This window comes from Rufibacter aurantiacus (genome assembly GCF_017916345.1).
Taxonomy (GTDB): domain Bacteria; phylum Bacteroidota; class Bacteroidia; order Cytophagales; family Hymenobacteraceae; genus Nibribacter; species Nibribacter roseolus.
In genome coordinates this window covers 463,744-480,132 of the sequence record NZ_JAFMSV010000003.1, presented here as the reverse complement: position 1 = coordinate 480,132, position 16,389 = coordinate 463,744, and the positions used below count along the sequence as shown (strand labels likewise).

Here is a 16,389-nt window from a genome sequence, read left to right as displayed (position 1 = left end):
GGTGAGTAACCTCCATCAACCTTCACTTTATCAATTTAATCTTACTTGGATGAATCGGTTGGAGAATTAATTAGTAGCCTGAACAAGCATTACCAACGCTTGCCCAAAAGATCCTTTCAGGATGACAAAGGTTGGTTTTTCAAATCTCCACATCTTCCAATCTCCACATCTTCAAATCAATCCTACTTCAACGCCTTCACTATCTTGGAAACGTTCGCTCTAACCATTCCCTCATAGGTGCCGGCTGGGCCGTTGGGCTCACCCAAGGCATCGGAATACAGGGTGCCGCCTAGTTGAATCTGGTGGCCTTTCTGGCGGCAGCCTTCCATTACGGCTTCAATGGCTTTCTGAGATACAGAACTCTCCACAAAAACGGCTTTCACCCGCTGGGTCACGATGAAGTTTACCAGTGAGGAGACATCCTGTAGTCCGAACTCCGATACGGTAGAGATTCCCTGCAAGCCCTGTACCTTTATGTTGTAGGCCCGGCCAAAATACCCGAAGGCATCATGGGCCGTGATCAGGATGCGTTGCCGCTCTGGGATGGAAGCGATCTCCGTTTTGGTCCATTGGTGCAGGCTGTCTAGTTTGGCCCGGTAAATCTGGGTGTTTGCCCGGTACTGCGCTGCGTTGCGACTATCCTGCTGTTGCAACTTCATGGAGACATGTTCCACTAACTGGCTCCATAGGGCTACGTCAAACCAGATGTGCGGGTCATGGCTGTCCTGGAACTGCGGTGACCGGCGGAGGAGCTCCTCCGGGAGCCCTTCGGCGGCCGCCCAGACCACCTTCTGCCGGGCCAGTTTGTCCAACACTTCGCCCATCTTCCCTTCCAGGTGCAGGCCGTTGTAGATGACGATGTCTGCCTCGCGTAAGGTCTGCAGATCGCCTAGGGCGGCTTTATACAAGTGCGGATCTACCCCTGCACCCATCAAAGAAACCACCACCGCCCGGTCCCCGACCAGGTTGGCCACCGCATCCCGGAGAATACTGGTGGTGGTTACGATGTACAGTTTGCCCTGCTGGTGGGCCTGCGCCCCGGGGGTATCCTTGGGGGCGCAGGCTGCACAAAGCAGAAGAACAAAAAGCGAATAGAAGAACCAACGTTTAGGGCGTGTTTTCATAAAATCAGCGCGTAAACGCACCTCACGGATTGATGACGAAAATCTTCTCCAGCACATCTGAAGAAAGAATCACTGACTTACTTTTATCTATGCTGATCTCTAATGAATTATCATAAGGTATCTTGTCAACTACTTGCAGCTGGGTGCCAATCTGGATACCTACCCGGTTGAGGTATTGCAGGAAGGCAGGCTGCGAGTCTTTCACCCGGCACACCACACCTTTTTGCTCTACCGACAATGAGGCCAGCACCCGCTGCTCATCTTGGCGCAGTTCCCCCGCCTCCGTAGGGATGGGGTCGCCATGTGGGTCTATGCGCGGGTGGCCCAGAAATTCATCCAGTCGTTGGATGAGCAGCTCAGACTTGACGTGCTCCATCTGCTCGGCCACTTCATGCACTTCGTCCCAGGTGAAGTGGAGCTTTTGCACCAGAAACACTTCCCAAAGGCGGTGTTTGCGGATGATCTTCAACGCTACCCGTTGGCCTTCTTCGGTGAGCTGCACGCCGTGGTATTTCACGTAGTGCACCAGGTCTTTGGCGCTAAGCTTACGCAGCATATCACTCACCGAGGCTGGTTTGGTCTGTAGCGTCTCAGAGAGACCGGTGGTGCTTACCGCGTTGGTGCCGCCCCCAGACAGTTTGTAAATGGCCTTAATGTAGTTTTCTTCCGCGGTACTCTGCATGACGGTCTACCAGCGAATCAAGGCCGAGGCCCAGGTGAAACCACTTCCAAACGCTGCGAGGCAGATCAAGTCGCCTTCTTTTACCCTGCCTTCTTCAAAAGCCTCAGAAAACGCAATGGGCACTGAGGCCGCCGTGGTATTGCCGTATTTCTGGATGTTGCTGAAGATTTTGCTATCCGGCAGTTTCATTTTCTGCTGAATGAACTGCGTGATGCGCAGGTTGGCCTGGTGCGGCACTACCAAATCCAGATCCTCAGCGGTAACCCCGTTGTGGGTTAAGGCCTCATTGATGACCTCGGGGAAACGGGTGACGGCATGCTTGAAAACGGTGCTTCCGTTCATTACCGGCCAGATGTCACCGCTATCAATGGTCTTATAAGTGAGGCGCTCCGCATCGTTACTGGAAGGTCCCTTGGTCATCAGTTCCTCCGCGAATTCGCCCTGGGCATGTAAATGGGTAGACAGAATACCCCGGTCCAAGCTATCAGAAGGAGTTAAAACGGCAGCCCCGGCTCCATCCCCGAAAATCACGGAAACGGATCGGCCTTTGTCTGAGAAGTCAAGCCCCGAAGAATGGATCTCAGAGCCCACCACCAGCACATTGTCATACATGCCGGTTTTAATGAACTGATCTGCCAAGGCAAGGGCGTAAATAAAGCCTGAGCACTGGTTCCGGACATCGTAGCAAGGAATATCAGAAATGCCCAGTTCACGTTGCAACAGTACGCCTGAGCCAGGGAAAAAGTAATCTGGGCTCAAAGTCGCGAACACAATCATGTCCAGGTCTTTGGCCTCCAGGCCGGCTTTCTCCAATGCCTTACGGGCCGCGTTGGCAGCCATGTTGGCGGTGGTGTCTTTGCCAGGTTCAAAATAACGGCGTTCATGAATACCGGTCCGCTCCACAATCCAGGCGTCTGAAGTATCCATCAGTTTCTCCAGATCAGCGTTCTTCACTACCTTCTCCGGTACATAGTGGCCAAGGCCAGCAATGCGGGAGTTTCTAAGTTCTTTCGTCATAGTTGGTCAAATATACGTGTATTGAAATTAATGTTTAGGTTTGTCTAAATAAATTTTAAAGCAATTTTAAAGTCTTAGAAGCTGGCTAATTACTGCCTGGACTTCCTGTTCTTCTTTCTCCCAGAAAACCTCCAGGGGAATGCCTGCCTTGAAGTACGTGCCCTGAAAAAGAATCTCTACCTGGCTCTGGGTTAAAACCCGGGCAAAAGGGATAGTGAGGCCAGCATTATGCTTACGGAGAATTTCCGCCCAAAGCGGATTTTCCTCCATAATCACCACCAGGCCGTTGCCTATGTACTCAAATAGTTTGGTAGGGATACAGTTGAACGTGCTGGGGTGGGGCCGGTAAGGCAGGAGGCCTACCTGGTGTTGCTGCTCCTGCCCCAGGATCTCTTCATGCGGCACCAAGGAATCACCACCTATTAACGTCACAAATGAGAGCGGCTCAATTCTGGCTTTCAGTTCCTGCAGGAATCCTGCCTCGGCGCAATAACCAATGATGGTCAGTTCTGCATGCGGAACAAAGGTCCGTAATTGCGTCACGAACTCAACCGCCTCCAGCACGCCATACAATCGCGAAATGGTTCCGGAATACAGCAGGCGTAACGGCTTTACGTCTGCCAAAGACACCGGCATTGTTCTTAAAGTGGAATAATGGTTTGCAGGCGGTAGGAACTTGTTCTGCAGAACAGTATAACGATGGCCTAAAAAAGGAAGCTCCTGAGCATAGGATTCCTCTGCCAGGAAAAAATGCCGGATAGCAGGGGCAAGGGTTTTCTCCAGCGCCCGCACGGTGTGGCCCAGGATCTTGCCTATAAGGCTATGGTATACCTTTTGAGTAGTGAGATTTAGGAAATAATTCTCCTGGACATCATAGACCAAGTGACAAGGGTGTAGCTTACAGTACAACCAACTTAGAAATAGTAATTCGTGGGTGGCCACCACCAAAAGGTCTGGCTGAAGTGTCTTTAACAGTTTCCAAAATTTTATTTGGGCGGCAAACCGCCCGAAGGACAGCCGCTTAAAATGAAAAACAGGGTGGAAGGAGATCTGCGCTTTCTTTGGGATTTGGGGTAGGGGACCTTGGTAACCTGCCACATGTATGTCAAGTTCAGGGAGTTTGGCAAGGCTTCGGCCGATTTTCCCGTATAAACGGGTGTCAGAGACTGGCTTTAAAAGCGAGGCCAGTAGAATTCGTTTTCGAATCATCGCCACAATTTAATAATTTTGAGGTCTTATTCTTTCACAAAGACAAAATGAACGATTTACGAGAAGCAATAGAAACCGCCTGGAATGACCGGTCATTGTTGGGCCAGAAAGTTACCCAAGAGGCCATCAGGTGCGTGATTCACCAACTGGACCGCGGCGAACTGAGAGTGGCTGAGCCAACCGGCACTGAGAAATGGCAGGTAAATGAGTGGGTGAAAAAAGCCGTGCTCATGTACTTCCCCATCCAGCAAATGGAAACCATTGAGGCTGGTCCTTTCGAGTTCCATGACAAGATTCCGTTGAAGAGCGGATTTGCCCAACTGGGAATTCGGGTGGTTCCTCATGCTTTGGCCCGTTACGGTGCCTATATTTCCAAAGGTGTTATCCTGATGCCTTCTTACACCAACATTGGCGCTTACGTTGATGAGGGAACCATGGTGGACACATGGGCTACGGTAGGTTCTTGCGCCCAGGTAGGCAAGCACGTGCACCTGAGCGGCGGCGTGGGCCTAGGCGGGGTGTTGGAGCCCGTGCAGGCTGCCCCGGTTATTATTGAGGACGGAGCCTTCATCGGGTCGCGCAGTATTCTGGTGGAAGGTTGCCACATCGGTAAAGAGGCCGTGATTGGCGCCAACGTGTGCATTACCGGTTCTTCCAAAATCATTGACGTAACCGGCGCTGAGCCGAAGGAATACAAAGGCTACGTGCCGCCTCGCTCGGTGGTGATTCCTGGTTCCTACACCAAGGAGTTCCCAGCCGGATCTTTCCAGGTACCTTGCGCCCTGATCATTGGTCAGCGGAAAGAAAGCACGGACCTGAAAACATCTTTGAACGATGCCTTGCGTGACAACGCGGTAGCTGTTTAAGGCTTTATTTTCATAAATCAGCCCACAAACAGAAGAGGCCAGCAAGTTGCTGGCCTCTTCTGTTTTAAATAGAAATCCGGGGGATTGATTTACTTCGGAATACAATAAAACCTAGTAGAAAGCGGAAGCCGTTTAGGAGCTTTTTTGATGAAAATGGACCCTAAACGGCTTTCATTGATTGCGGTGAATTCTAGCGTTTCTTGAACGTGTCTGCCACTACCAGGTCTTTGGTGCCGTGGGAGTAGCTGTAGAAGCCCTGTCCGCTTTTCACGCCTTTGTGCCCGGCCTGTACCATGTTCACCAACAAAGGACAGGGCGCGTATTTCGGGTTGCCGAAACCGTCATGCAGCACCCGCAAGATGGAAAGGCACACATCCAGTCCAATAAAGTCGGCGAGTTGCAGAGGGCCCATGGGGTGCGCCATACCCAGTTTCATTATGGTGTCAATCTCCTCTACGCCGGCTACTCCCTCAAACAGAGAATAGATGGCCTCGTTGATCATGGGCATTAAGATGCGGTTGGCCACAAAGCCTGGGTAGTCGTTCGCTTCGGCGGGAATCTTGCCCAGTTGTTTGGAAAGGTCCAGGATCTGGTTAGTTACCTCATCGCTGGTGGAATAGCCTCTGATCACCTCTACCAGTTTCATCACCGGCACCGGGTTCATGAAGTGCATGCCAATAACCTTATCGGGGCGCTGCGTCACAGAGGCTATTTTGGTGATGGAGATAGAGGAGGTGTTACTGGCCAGGATGCAGGATGGCTTGGTAAAAGACTCTAATTGCCGGAACAGGTCCAGTTTTATGTCCACGTTCTCGGTGGCCGCCTCAATAACCAGGTCTGCGTTTTTCACGCCTTCCTCCAGATTGGTGAAGGTGGTAATGCGCTCTAAAGTCTGGGCTTTCTGTTCTTCGGTCACGGTGCCTTTGGCAACCATGCGGTCCAGATTTTTGGAGATAGTGCCCAGGGCTCTGCTCAGAGAATCAGGGGAAATATCAATGAGGGAAACCATGAAATTATTCTGTGCGAAAACGTGGGCGATGCCGTTGCCCATGGTACCAGACCCAATGACGGCTATGTTCATAGAATGAGCGTTAGTTAGTGAATTAAGGGTGCAAAGCTATGATAATTCTGTACCGGAGCAAGAAACAGCCTGTTTTAAGCCCCAACCCATTTTAACTGTCATGTGCATAAGTAATTATATCTTTTTAAAAGACTATATAAATCTTTTAAAATATTCTTGCGTACAAGCAGAAAAATCGATATCGGAACGTCAATTAAAAAGCGCTCCAAAACAATTAACCAAAACCAAACACAACTAAAACTATGGGAAATCTATTGTATATCATCGCAGTAGTGCTGGTAATTATCTGGCTGATCGGATTCTTGGGATTCGGAGATCAAGTAGGCGGTATCATTCACATCTTATTGGTGATTGCGGTTATCGCGGTACTTCTGCGTCTCATACGCCGAGCATAAATCATAATATTAATCCAGCACTCTTTGTATCTACCAACAGCCTAAGTTAACATCATGGGAAACTTACTGTATGTCATTGCACTGGTGCTGGTAATAGTATGGCTCATCGGGTTCTTAGGATTTGGTGACCAGGTTGGCGGGATCATCCACGTTTTGCTGGTGATTGCCATTGTGGTTGTCTTGCTAAGATTGATACGCGGGTAGGGCATAGGCTTTACCGAAAACAGAAAGGGCGATCCAAATGGATCGCCCTTTCTGTTTTTTGGCTGTTTTTAGAAAACCGGGTATAAAACGAGAACCCTATACCAGCGTGCTTACGCCGTACATTTGGGCGCGCAGTGCTTTAATGTCTTCGTTGGTGAGGTACTCATCATAGCTCATCCGTTTATCAATGATGCCTTTAGGGGTAAGTTCAATGATACGGTTAGCAATGGTGTCCACGAACTGTAAGTCATGGGAGCTGAACATAAGGGAACCCTGAAAATCTTTGAGGCCGTTGTTCAAAGCCGTAATGGATTCCAGGTCAAGGTGATTGGTGGGTTCATCCAGTACTAGCATGTTGCCACTCTGCAGCATCATTCTGGACAGCATGCAACGTACTTTCTCTCCTCCAGACAACACCTTCGCTTTTTTCAAGGACTCCTCGCCGGAGAAAAGCATGCGGCCCAGGAAGCCCCGGATAAAGCTTTCGTCTTTCTCCACGGAGAACTGGCGCAGCCAGTCTACCAGGTTCAGGTCCACGTCAAAGAACTCAGAGTTGTCTTTAGGGAAGTATGCCGCGCTGATGGTGGTGCCCCATTTGTATTCGCCACTGTCCGGTGTGGCTTCGCCCATTACAATCTTGAAGAAGGTAGTGGCGGCTAAGTCGTTCCGGGAGATGATGGCGATCTTGTCCTTTTTGTCTACTGTGAAGGTGACATCCTTGAAAAGCACGCCGTCCTCGTTGCTCTTGGTCAGGTTGTCTACCTGCAGCAACTGGTTGCCGGCTTCGCGCTCCTGCTTGAACTGAATATATGGATACTTCCGGCTGGACGGCTTGATGTCTTCCAGGGTGAGTTTCTCCAACAGTTTGGCGCGGGAGGTAGCCTGTTTTGATTTAGAGGCGTTTGCGCTAAAACGGGCGATAAACGCCTGCAATTCCTTGCGCTTGTCCTCAGTTTTACGGTTGGCGTCTGTCCGCTGCTTTGATGCCAATTGGCTGGACTCATACCAGAACGAATAGTTACCGGCGTAGAGCTGAATCTTGCCATAGTCAATATCTGCAATGTGCGTACACACGGCATCCAGGAAGTGGCGGTCGTGGGACACTACAATCACGGTGTTCTGGAAATTGTCAAGGAAGTTCTCCAGCCACATGATAGATTCAGCGTCAAGGTGGTTGGTAGGCTCATCCAGGAGCAGAATGTCTGGGTTACCAAACAGGGCCTGGGCCAATAATACCCTGATTTTTTCATTACCGCCCAGGTCTTTCATAAGCGTGTAATGCAGGTCTGGCTGAATACCCAAGCCACTAAGCAATTCACCGGCTTCGTACTCGGCATTCCAGCCTTCCATGTCAGCGAACTCGGCTTCCAGTTCAGAGGCACGCATGCCGTCTTCCTCAGAGAAATCCTCTTTGGCGTAGATAGCGTCTTTCTCGTTCATGATGTCCCACAGGCGTTTGTGGCCCATGATCACCGTCTGGAGCACCGGATACTCATCGTACTCGTAATGGTTCTGCTTCAGGATTGCCAGGCGCATTTTGGCCGGTATATCTACCGTGCCGGTGTTAGGGTCTATCTCCCCGGATAATATCTTCAGGAAAGTTGACTTACCGGCTCCGTTGGCGCCAATGAGGCCATAACAGTTGCCGGGAGAGAACTTAATGGTGACGTCTTCAAAAAGGGTGCGTTTGCCGTAGCCAAGACTAACGTTGCTGGTGCTGATCATGCTGCTGTGTAATATATATATAGCGTTTCTGGGGCGAAGTTACCAAAAGAACTGAAAAGCTCCTTATGAGTAGCGTTAAACCAGTTTTTTGGACCATTCGCTTATCTACAGACAATCAAAGCCTTAATTCAGTTCAGCCAAAACAAGATTGCCTTTCTGGGGTTACCTTAAAGCTGACTCATATAAAAAATGGAGGTTTAGCACAACACCTCCAAGAGGAAATTAGTATATAATAAACCATATCTACTTTTTAGAGCACTGGGTGAGAACCTGTTCTCTGTTAAACTGAACTTAAAACAAAATAAAACTACAATGGAACAACGTCGGACATCGGTACAGAAGACAGGTACCTACTATGGAGTAATGACGGGAATTGCGGCAATTATCTATATGATCTTGCTTAGGCTGCTGGGCTTATTGGAAAATGTGTCTCTGCACTTCTTAACGGGAATTATCCTGGTAATTGGCATTTGCCTGGCTATAAGAAGCTATAAAATAGCGAAAGCGGGAAAACTGGGCTATCTGGAAGGAATAGGAGTGGGCTTTTTCGTGGGCCTGGTTTCTTCGGTGCTGTTCACCATTTTCCAGGTATTGACAGACAAGGTCTTTAACCTGGCCGTTTCTTATCCTTACGCGGCAGATGAGTCTTACGGCAATGAGCAGGCCATCTGGCTTATGGCCATCATGTGGATTCTCCTGGGCGTGGTAATAGGCGCTTTTGTAGGGTACATAGCCATGCAGTTCTTTAAGCGGCCAGACCATAAACTTACCTCCTGAGTCAAGTAAAATTTCTCTTTATAAACCCTGACCATTCTCTGGTCAGGGTTTTTTGTTTATACAAAGTTGGTATAGAAGTGAAACAATACTTTTTGAAGATATTGGAGAGGCTTGGGTTTAGGCCTGAGTAAGGGATTGTGTGTATAAAACCCTATTCCAAATATTCCTGAAGTTTGGTGAAAATAGGGTTTGGTGATTTTTAGAGCCACAAACAGCTATAAACATCAAAAAAAGACTATATATAAAAATGGATAATGGTGTTTTTTACGAAACAAGTTCAATTTTAAATTATTACTTAAGTGCAATAACAAAATATTAAAATTCCCATAACTTAGGTTTCTGTGGCGCGTTAAAGGACATATATAACAACACAAAGAGCTCTTGATAAAAATTCTACCTAAAGCGTCAAAAAACACCATGAAAAAGTTATTCTTATCCGCAGTATTATTTGGTGCTGTCTTAACTGTACAAGCCCAAACCAACTTAACCGGAACTGCTGCTACATCCCGTGCAGTGCTCTCTATGAGCGCTCAGGAAATGAGCCGCCAAATGTATAATGAGCTGGAGCTGAACGAAGGCCAGTATATCAAATTGAAAGCGTTGAACCAGGCAAGATTTGATAAGTTCAGCGAAATTGAGAAAATGTACGGCAACGATGCTCAGATGCGTGATGCCAAAATCAAAGAGGTAAACGAGCAACTGGACCAGGAGTTCGCCCAGGTTTTGACTCCTAAGCAGTTCACCGCTTACCTTGAAATGGACGGCCGCGCTATGGCTGCTCCGGCAACAACTGAAACCGGCGCTTCCAGCACCAATGCTTCTGCCGGTTCTACCATGACTACCCCAACCACAGGAACAGTTGGAACGTCTACCTCTACAACCCAAGGTGGTACTACTTCCACCGAGGTGAAGGTGAAGGACGACAAAGTTAAAATGGAAAGCGGCTCAGACAAAGTGAAGCTTGAAGACAACAAAATGAAAGCAGAGTCTGCCAGCGGCGAAATGAAAGTAAAAGGCAATTCTGAAAAACTTAAAACAGAATCTGTTAAATATAAATCAAGTCCGTCTGAAACCAAGATCATTACTCCAGAGGGTAAATCTAAAGTGGAGAATGACAAGGTGAAAATCAAAACCGAGACTACTAAAAAGAAAGTGAAAAACTAAGAGTTGACGCTTGCTTAGAAAGCCGTTCTCCCCTAGAGGAGAATGGCTTTCTTTTTATATAGGCTTTTGGTTTACTCATTGAAGATATTCACTTCCCGTACCGTCCCCAGAGCATCCATGCGCACGGCCAGAGCCTCTTTCTTTGCGCTATTTTCTGCTGCCGGGGTACATTTAGGGCCGGGGGAGATGTAGTAAATATAGATCTTCTGGCTTCTCTCCAAGAGTTCTTCAGAATCTGGTTTGCCAAACAGTTTTCTGATACTAGTCTCCTTCAAGCCAACCAGTTTAAGCCTGATATCCTCCACCTGTTCCCTTAACTTGAGACGGTCTCCCTTACAACCGTTCAAGTCTGCCTTCCAGGTTTCTGAATCCATTTTCAGGTTATCGGTCGCAGAGGAGCAGGAAAAAAATGAAAAGCTCAAAAAACAACATAGAAAGTAGGTAATCGTTTTTTTTGAGAAAAAAGTCTGTATCTTCATAAGGTGTTGAAATAGTGTAAGAAGGACCAGGAATATATCTTCTGAAAGAACAGTTTATGGCCCATTTTAGACAACTTGGAACAAAAGTAGAAAGGAATGGGGTTATACAGGCGACACACGAAAAGAAATAAGAATGAAAAAGGCAATCTCGGTTTTCACATTTATCTCACTTTTGTCATTCGTTTCTCCTGCAAACAGTTCCACCATCTCCAACGGGGCGGGTCCAGTTTCAAATTCCACAGCTGTAGAAGCTTCAAGTAAAGTTGCCTTTGATGACTTTCTAGAGAACCTCTATGATGAAGCGGACCTTAAAAAAGCAGGTTTGGACTTTGACGTTTTCAAGAGAGCCGCTACCGGTTTCTATAACCTTAAGAAGAATAACAAACTTAGCCGCACCAAAGAGGTGCTCACTGTAGTGGATTTCAACAAACCCAGCAGTGAGAAACGATTTTGGGTGGTTGACCTCAATAAAAAGAAAGTGCTCTATCATAGCCTGGTAGCTCATGGAATGGGCTCTGGCAATGACAGAGCTTTTAAATTCTCCAACACGGTGAACTCGCACATGAGCAGCCTGGGCTTCTACGTAACTGAGAACACTTACATTGGCAAACATGGACTATCGCTGAAACTGAACGGGCTTGACCGTGGGTTCAATTCAAAAGCTAAAGAAAGAGCTATTGTGGTTCATGGCGCTGATTATGTGAGCGAAGCGTTTGTAAGGCAACAGGGCCGTCTAGGGCGGAGCCACGGATGCCCTGCTTTGCCAAAGGCAATCACCTCTGAGGTGATCCAGGTCATCAAGGGTGGCACGTTGCTTTACATTGATGGTCCATCTACCAACTACACTTCTGCTTACCTGGACACAGACTCTGCTATCAAGCACTTTGAGAATGAGATCCTGGCCAAACAAGCTAAATTGTTGAGCAGATAATTTTGTAGGAACACATTTCCTAAAAGCAGCAGAAGCCGACCCTTTCAGGTCGGCTTCTGCTGCTTTTAGGCTTTTTAGTTTTTATCAGGCTGTATCTTTGGTGCCTTTAATGAGACTGATTCCGGTAAAGAAGAAGATTAGCCCTACCACAAAAGGTACCAGGGAGGAAATCTGATTCATGGAATCACCATGGGCCAAAAAGGCATAAGCCCCCCAAATGACGCCCACAATCCCTAGGATTGTAAGAATAGCGCCGAATGTTCTTTTTAGATTCATTTCAGTTTGTTCTTAGTGTGTTAAAACGCCTCTTAGCGCTACAGGCATTCTTACGTATGTGCAATCAAAAATGATATAGTATTCTACCTATATCAAGAAAAAACAGGTGGAGCCTTGTCCGTAGTTCTCGCAACCAAGTAGCAGTAATGCCGTTCTTTTAACCATATCTGCCTTCCAGCCCTTTTTTGGCTTTTACTGGCGGAAAAGTAAACAGGCTAAGAAAACTACAAATATGAGAGGCTCCCTGCGTTTTGTGATCTGTTAACTGATTAGGGCGTTTTCTTTGGTGACTTTTAAAAAATCGGCCTCTAAACGGCTGGGGTAAACAACAAAGAATTAATCTGTATGAGTAAGATACTTTTCGTGATCAATCCTATCTCAGGGGACATTGACAAAGAGGAATTGATGGAAGACCTGAAGGCCTTCTGCCGGCAGAACAACCTTACCGTGGAGTATTTCAAAACCACCGGGGTAGATGACGAGGAGAAGCTAAAGAAAAAGCTCGTTTCGTATAAACCTGAAATTGCCTGCGCAGTTGGCGGGGATGGAACGGTGAGCCTTACGGCCAAGTCCATCATCAATTCAGACGTGGCGCTCTCCATTATTCCCATGGGGTCGGGCAACGGGTTATCTAAAGACCTTGGCATTCCGCAGAACTTTGACGAGGCGCTGCAACTCTTAGTTGATCACAAAAAGATGGCCATTGACACCTTAGACGTGAACGGCCACCTTTCCATCCATATCTGTGACATGGGCTTCAATGCCTTGGTGGTAAAAAGGTTCTGCGGCGGAGAAACGCGCGGTCCCGGCGCTTACGCCTGGATTGCCATGCAGGAGTTCATGGCCTATGAACCCAAGAAATACACCATCCGGACCGATGGAAAAACCATTTTCGATGGCGAGGCCTTCATGATTACCGTCACCAACGCCCGGGCTTTCGGCAGTAATGCGGCCATTAACCCTACAGGGGTAATCAATGACGGGAACTTTGAGATCTGCGTATTGGAACCGTTCCCTAAAGCATCCAGTCTGGGCATCCTTTACCGCCTCTACACCGATACCATTGATGACTCGGTCTATACGCACCGGTTCAGTTGCAGCTCGGCGAGTATCATTAACCATGCAGAGGAGGTCTCGCAGATTGACGGTGAGCCAGAAGATTTAGGCAAGACTATTTCTTTTCGGGCGCAGCCTCAGAACCTGCATGTGCTGCTGCCGCCGCAGGCTGTTTAGAGGCCATTTCTGTCTGAAAGATACATTTCTGGAAAACCAAAAGCGGCTCTTCGCCGGGGTTAAGGGCAGGTTCTATCACCCTGAGCCAGACCGTTCCGTCTGCGTATTGGTCCAGCACCATAAAGCCTTTGCTCTCGTGCGCGAAAGAAGCCTTGCCACCTTTGGCCACAAAGTTGGTTTTACTCCCTGATCCGCTTACCGCGTAATGGTTGCCTTTCACCTGAAAGTACTGCAGGTTATGGTCATGGCCAGCCACGTAGAATATGGATTTGTGCTGGTGCAGTACCCGCAGAATTCTCCGCCTGAACTTCCGGAAAGGAGGGTAGGACATGTCTTCGTGCATGCCCATGTACTTGCGGTACAACCTGAAGATGGAGCCCGCCAGCGGAAGGGGTATCAAAGCGCGTTTGTTGATGAACGTGAGCGGGAACAGATGCTGCTTCACCGTGAATTTACCTCCATGTAAGGCATTGCTGTAAAGCGGATGGTGAGCGGCCAGCACAATGAATTTACCTTGGTGTTCCTTGAGTAAAGCATCCAGGGCCGGGTAGAAGTCTCTGGAAACATTGTAGGGCTGACCGGGGCTTCTTTCCAGCGGACGGTGCCCGGTTTGTACCCACCATTGCGTATTGATGATCAGGATTAGGAGCTGGTCATTTATCTCCCAAGTGACGGGGCCCAAGGTTCCACCCTGCGGCAGGTAGGCCGTCTCGTCTTGGAGCTTCTCGGTGATGTATTTTTCCTGCCGAAGTACATAGGAATAGCCATCAGGGCGGCCTTTGTGCCAGTCATGGTTTCCGCTGAGGTAAATGACTTTGCCCTGGTAATCCTGGAACAAGTCCAGTTGATGGTCTAGCCGCTGTACCGCTTGCGCGCGTTTGAAGCTGTCTTCGGGCGGCAGCCCGATGGGGTAGATGTTGTCTCCCAGAAAAACAATGGTACTGTCCTGGCCGGCTTCCCTGATCCAGTAATCCACGGCCTGCAGGAGGTGGTCATCTTTGAGTGAGCCGTTGGCCCCCACGTCTCCTACAAAGGCAATGGAATGCGTTCTCTGTTCCGGGGGTGGCGGCGTGGAAGTGCGCCAGCCAATCTCAGCTAAGGCGTAAAAAGGCTTTTTCCTATACTTCCGCTCTTGCAGGTAAGCCCAGACAAACCAGGTGCACAGGGCCAGGAAAACGGAAATGGCAACTAGATAGAGCATTGTGTAAGGTATATGCCAGAATAGCACTATCTATTACTCTTATTTTACGCTAAAAGTTGGGAGGAATAAGGTGTTTGAAGTGGCCGTTTAGTTTCACCCTTTCTTTAAGGCGCTCGGTTTCCAGTACAACTGGCAAGATGCGGGTGAGGTGGTCCAGAATGATTTCCAGCCGCTCGCTTTCCCGGGAGCACTGCAACAATTCGTACTCCTGCTCAGTAGTGAACCCCAGGTGGTGTGCCACGTCATAAGACTGAAAATTGTCTTTAAGATTAAGCATCAGCGACTGAATGCCCAAGGCACTGTAGAGCTGCTTCAGGAGTTCCACGATCTGGATGCGCTGGTAAGGCTGATCATCCTGGATGAGGGGCAGGTCTTCCACCTCGCCGCCCGAGTACAGCCTGCCCGGCACCTGCCGCTGAAATTCCTTTATCTTGAACACGCCCAGCCCTTTGGTCTTAATGTCCATTTCGCCTCCCAGGTATTTCTTCTCCACGCTAAGGATCTTGATCTCAGTGCCGTATTCTCCCAGCCCTTTCTCCAAATACACCGGTATTCCGAAGGTGGTGTCTTTGGCCTGACATTCAATGATCAACTGCCGGTACCGGGGCTCAAAAATGTGCAGATTCAGTTTTTCGCCCGGAAAGACTACAATGTTCAACGGAAAGAGCGGTAGAAATCTACTCATAGACAGCGCGTGGTTGAAGGTAAACGCTTCTAATTTAAGAAGCCTTTCTGCTTGCTGCCACTATTTCTCTATTTTTGTGAAAGCAGAATACTTTAAATTAGGCAGCTTAGGATGAGTTATGGCTAAAAAGCAGATATCCGTTCCCTTTACCTGGGCAGATGCCCGTTGGCTTTTCCTGAAGCTGTGTATTACCCTGTTCCTGGTATCGGTGCTTTGGGTACTCACTTACCGCTGGATAGATCCGCCGGCTACGCTGCACATGCTCCTGAAACGGTCTGAGCCCTCTCCTAAAACTGAGAAGGTAGAACAGATTCAGCACCAGTTTGTTGAACTGGAAGACATGTCTGTTAACCTGCCATTGGCGGTGATTGCCGCCGAGGACCAGCTGTTCATCACCCACAACGGATTTGATTTTAAGGCCATTAAACAGGCATTTCAGCGAAATATGTCCAGCAAGAAAACGGTGGGCGGTAGCACCATTAGTCAGCAGGTGGCCAAAAACGTGTTTCTGTGGCACGGACGCAGCTATCTCCGCAAAGCGGTGGAAATGTACTTCACCTTTATGATTGAGCTTCTGTGGGGCAAGGAACGCATCATGGAAGTGTACCTGAACATAGCCGAGATGGGTGACCATGTGTTTGGTGTGCAGGCGGCAAGCAAAAAGTATTTCAAATGCGCACCCAAAGACGTGACCCGGCAGCAGGCGGCCCTATTGGCGGCTGTGCTGCCCAACCCCATCCGGTATTCCGCGGCCCGTCCCTCAGGGTACACCCTCCGGCGGCGGCGCAACATTGTCCGGAACATGGCCCGCCTGGGCGGAAGTAATTACATTAAACTTTGGCTTAAATAGAGCATGAAGAAAACCTCTACTCTTTTAAAATTGGCGGGACTTTGGTTTTGGCTTTTATTCTTCAGCGCAGGCTGTACGGTTTCCCAAAAACTAGCCTCCCAGGATAAAGAGGCCATTGAAGCAGTCATGGCCCAGCAGAGCCAGGCCTGGAACAAAGGCGATCTTGAAGCCTTCATGGAGCCCTATTGGCATTCAGATTCGCTGGTATTCATCGGGAAGAATGGTCTCACCTACGGCTGGGAGAAGACGCTGCAGAATTACCGGAAAGGCTACCCTAATCCAGAAGCCATGGGTAAACTGACTTTCACCTTACTAAAAACCGACCGGCTTTCCCCAGACGCTTTATTTGTAGTAGGCAAGTGGCACCTGGCCCGCAGCATCGGCGATTTGCAAGGTCATTTTTCGCTTGTTTTCCGGAAAATAGCCGGTAAATGGAAAATTGTAGCCGACCATTCGAGCTAATGTTGATGCTGAACTTGAGAGGCTAAGT

At 48.6% G+C, this 16,389-nt stretch carries 18 protein-coding genes; 9 read left to right on the top strand and 9 right to left on the bottom strand.

All coding sequences use genetic code 11. The features are described from left to right. Positions 1 to 182 precede the first annotated feature (182 nt). The 4 genes from J3P34_RS12575 to J3P34_RS12560 form a co-directional block, all read right to left on the bottom strand. Positions 183 to 1,124: a metal ABC transporter solute-binding protein, Zn/Mn family gene (locus tag J3P34_RS12575; protein WP_210489022.1), complete on the bottom strand. Its 942-nt coding sequence runs from the start codon at positions 1,122 to 1,124 to the stop codon at positions 183 to 185. Between the two features lie 22 nt (positions 1,125 to 1,146). Continuing rightward, positions 1,147 to 1,806 carry a metal-dependent transcriptional regulator gene (locus J3P34_RS12570; RefSeq protein WP_210489021.1) on the bottom strand — a complete coding sequence of 220 codons (660 nt, stop codon included), beginning with the start codon at positions 1,804 to 1,806 and terminating at the stop codon, positions 1,147 to 1,149. A 6-nt stretch (positions 1,807 to 1,812) separates the two neighbouring features. Continuing rightward, entirely contained in the window at positions 1,813 to 2,823 is a 1,011-nt protein-coding gene (locus J3P34_RS12565) for a 3-oxoacyl-ACP synthase III family protein (RefSeq protein ID WP_210465009.1), read from the bottom strand. Positions 2,824 to 2,889: 66 nt separating this feature from the next. Further along, positions 2,890 to 3,705: a glycosyltransferase family protein gene (locus J3P34_RS12560; protein ID WP_210489020.1), complete on the bottom strand. Its 816-nt coding sequence runs from the start codon at positions 3,703 to 3,705 to the stop codon at positions 2,890 to 2,892. A gap of 374 nt (positions 3,706 to 4,079) precedes the next feature. Between J3P34_RS12560 and J3P34_RS12555 the strand changes: the two genes are divergently transcribed. Beyond that, positions 4,080 to 4,898: a 2,3,4,5-tetrahydropyridine-2,6-dicarboxylate N-succinyltransferase gene (locus J3P34_RS12555; protein WP_210465007.1), complete on the top strand. Its 819-nt coding sequence runs from the start codon at positions 4,080 to 4,082 to the stop codon at positions 4,896 to 4,898. Between the two features lie 190 nt (positions 4,899 to 5,088). Here the strand turns inward: J3P34_RS12555 and J3P34_RS12550 are convergent, their stop codons facing one another. After that, the gene (locus J3P34_RS12550) at positions 5,089 to 5,979 is read right to left on the bottom strand and encodes a 3-hydroxyacyl-CoA dehydrogenase family protein (protein WP_210489019.1); all 891 of its coding nucleotides are present in this window, start codon (positions 5,977 to 5,979) and stop codon (positions 5,089 to 5,091) included. A gap of 242 nt (positions 5,980 to 6,221) precedes the next feature. On the opposite strand from J3P34_RS12550, the gene J3P34_RS12545 reads away from it, so the two are divergent. Continuing rightward, positions 6,222 to 6,374, top strand: a complete 153-nt coding sequence (locus J3P34_RS12545; RefSeq protein WP_210465005.1) for a lmo0937 family membrane protein — start codon at positions 6,222 to 6,224, stop codon at positions 6,372 to 6,374. Positions 6,375 to 6,428: 54 nt separating this feature from the next. Continuing rightward, entirely contained in the window at positions 6,429 to 6,578 is a 150-nt protein-coding gene (locus J3P34_RS12540; RefSeq protein WP_210465004.1) for a lmo0937 family membrane protein, read from the top strand. 96 nt (positions 6,579 to 6,674) lie between these two features. Here J3P34_RS12540 and J3P34_RS12535 read toward each other — a convergent pair whose 3' ends face one another. Beyond that, positions 6,675 to 8,303 (bottom strand): ABC-F family ATP-binding cassette domain-containing protein, encoded by a 1,629-nt coding sequence (locus J3P34_RS12535; protein WP_210489018.1) that lies wholly within the window; start codon positions 8,301 to 8,303, stop codon positions 6,675 to 6,677. A gap of 312 nt (positions 8,304 to 8,615) precedes the next feature. On the opposite strand from J3P34_RS12535, the gene J3P34_RS12530 reads away from it, so the two are divergent. Both J3P34_RS12530 and J3P34_RS12525 read left to right on the top strand, forming a co-directional pair. Continuing rightward, on the top strand, positions 8,616 to 9,080 hold the full coding sequence (locus J3P34_RS12530; RefSeq protein WP_210465002.1) for a DUF4199 domain-containing protein: 465 nt from the start codon (positions 8,616 to 8,618) through the stop codon (positions 9,078 to 9,080). 417 nt (positions 9,081 to 9,497) lie between these two features. Further along, a complete protein-coding gene (locus tag J3P34_RS12525; RefSeq protein ID WP_210489017.1) occupies positions 9,498 to 10,244 on the top strand; it encodes a hypothetical protein in 747 nt (248 codons plus the stop codon). A gap of 71 nt (positions 10,245 to 10,315) precedes the next feature. Here the strand turns inward: J3P34_RS12525 and J3P34_RS12520 are convergent, their stop codons facing one another. Further along, positions 10,316 to 10,618 carry a hypothetical protein gene (locus tag J3P34_RS12520; RefSeq protein ID WP_210489016.1) on the bottom strand — a complete coding sequence of 101 codons (303 nt, stop codon included), beginning with the start codon at positions 10,616 to 10,618 and terminating at the stop codon, positions 10,316 to 10,318. 238 nt (positions 10,619 to 10,856) lie between these two features. On the opposite strand from J3P34_RS12520, the gene J3P34_RS12515 reads away from it, so the two are divergent. Next, positions 10,857 to 11,654 (top strand): murein L,D-transpeptidase catalytic domain family protein, encoded by a 798-nt coding sequence (locus J3P34_RS12515; RefSeq protein ID WP_210464999.1) that lies wholly within the window; start codon positions 10,857 to 10,859, stop codon positions 11,652 to 11,654. Between the two features lie 621 nt (positions 11,655 to 12,275). Continuing rightward, entirely contained in the window at positions 12,276 to 13,163 is an 888-nt protein-coding gene (locus J3P34_RS12510) for a diacylglycerol/lipid kinase family protein (protein WP_210489015.1), read from the top strand. On the opposite strand, the gene J3P34_RS12505 is transcribed toward J3P34_RS12510, so the two are convergent. Continuing rightward, positions 13,102 to 14,364, bottom strand: coding sequence for a metallophosphoesterase family protein (locus tag J3P34_RS12505; RefSeq protein WP_210489014.1), 1,263 nt, complete (start codon positions 14,362 to 14,364; stop codon positions 13,102 to 13,104). The genes J3P34_RS12510 and J3P34_RS12505 overlap by 62 nt on opposite strands. 49 nt (positions 14,365 to 14,413) lie before the next feature. Next, positions 14,414 to 15,049, bottom strand: coding sequence for an LON peptidase substrate-binding domain-containing protein (locus tag J3P34_RS12500; RefSeq protein WP_210464996.1), 636 nt, complete (start codon positions 15,047 to 15,049; stop codon positions 14,414 to 14,416). Between the two features lie 118 nt (positions 15,050 to 15,167). On the opposite strand from J3P34_RS12500, the gene mtgA reads away from it, so the two are divergent. Continuing rightward, positions 15,168 to 15,899 carry a monofunctional biosynthetic peptidoglycan transglycosylase gene (mtgA, locus tag J3P34_RS12495; RefSeq protein WP_210489013.1) on the top strand — a complete coding sequence of 244 codons (732 nt, stop codon included), beginning with the start codon at positions 15,168 to 15,170 and terminating at the stop codon, positions 15,897 to 15,899. A 3-nt stretch (positions 15,900 to 15,902) separates the two neighbouring features. Beyond that, entirely contained in the window at positions 15,903 to 16,361 is a 459-nt protein-coding gene (locus J3P34_RS12490) for a YybH family protein (RefSeq protein ID WP_210489012.1), read from the top strand. Positions 16,362 to 16,389 lie beyond the last annotated feature (28 nt).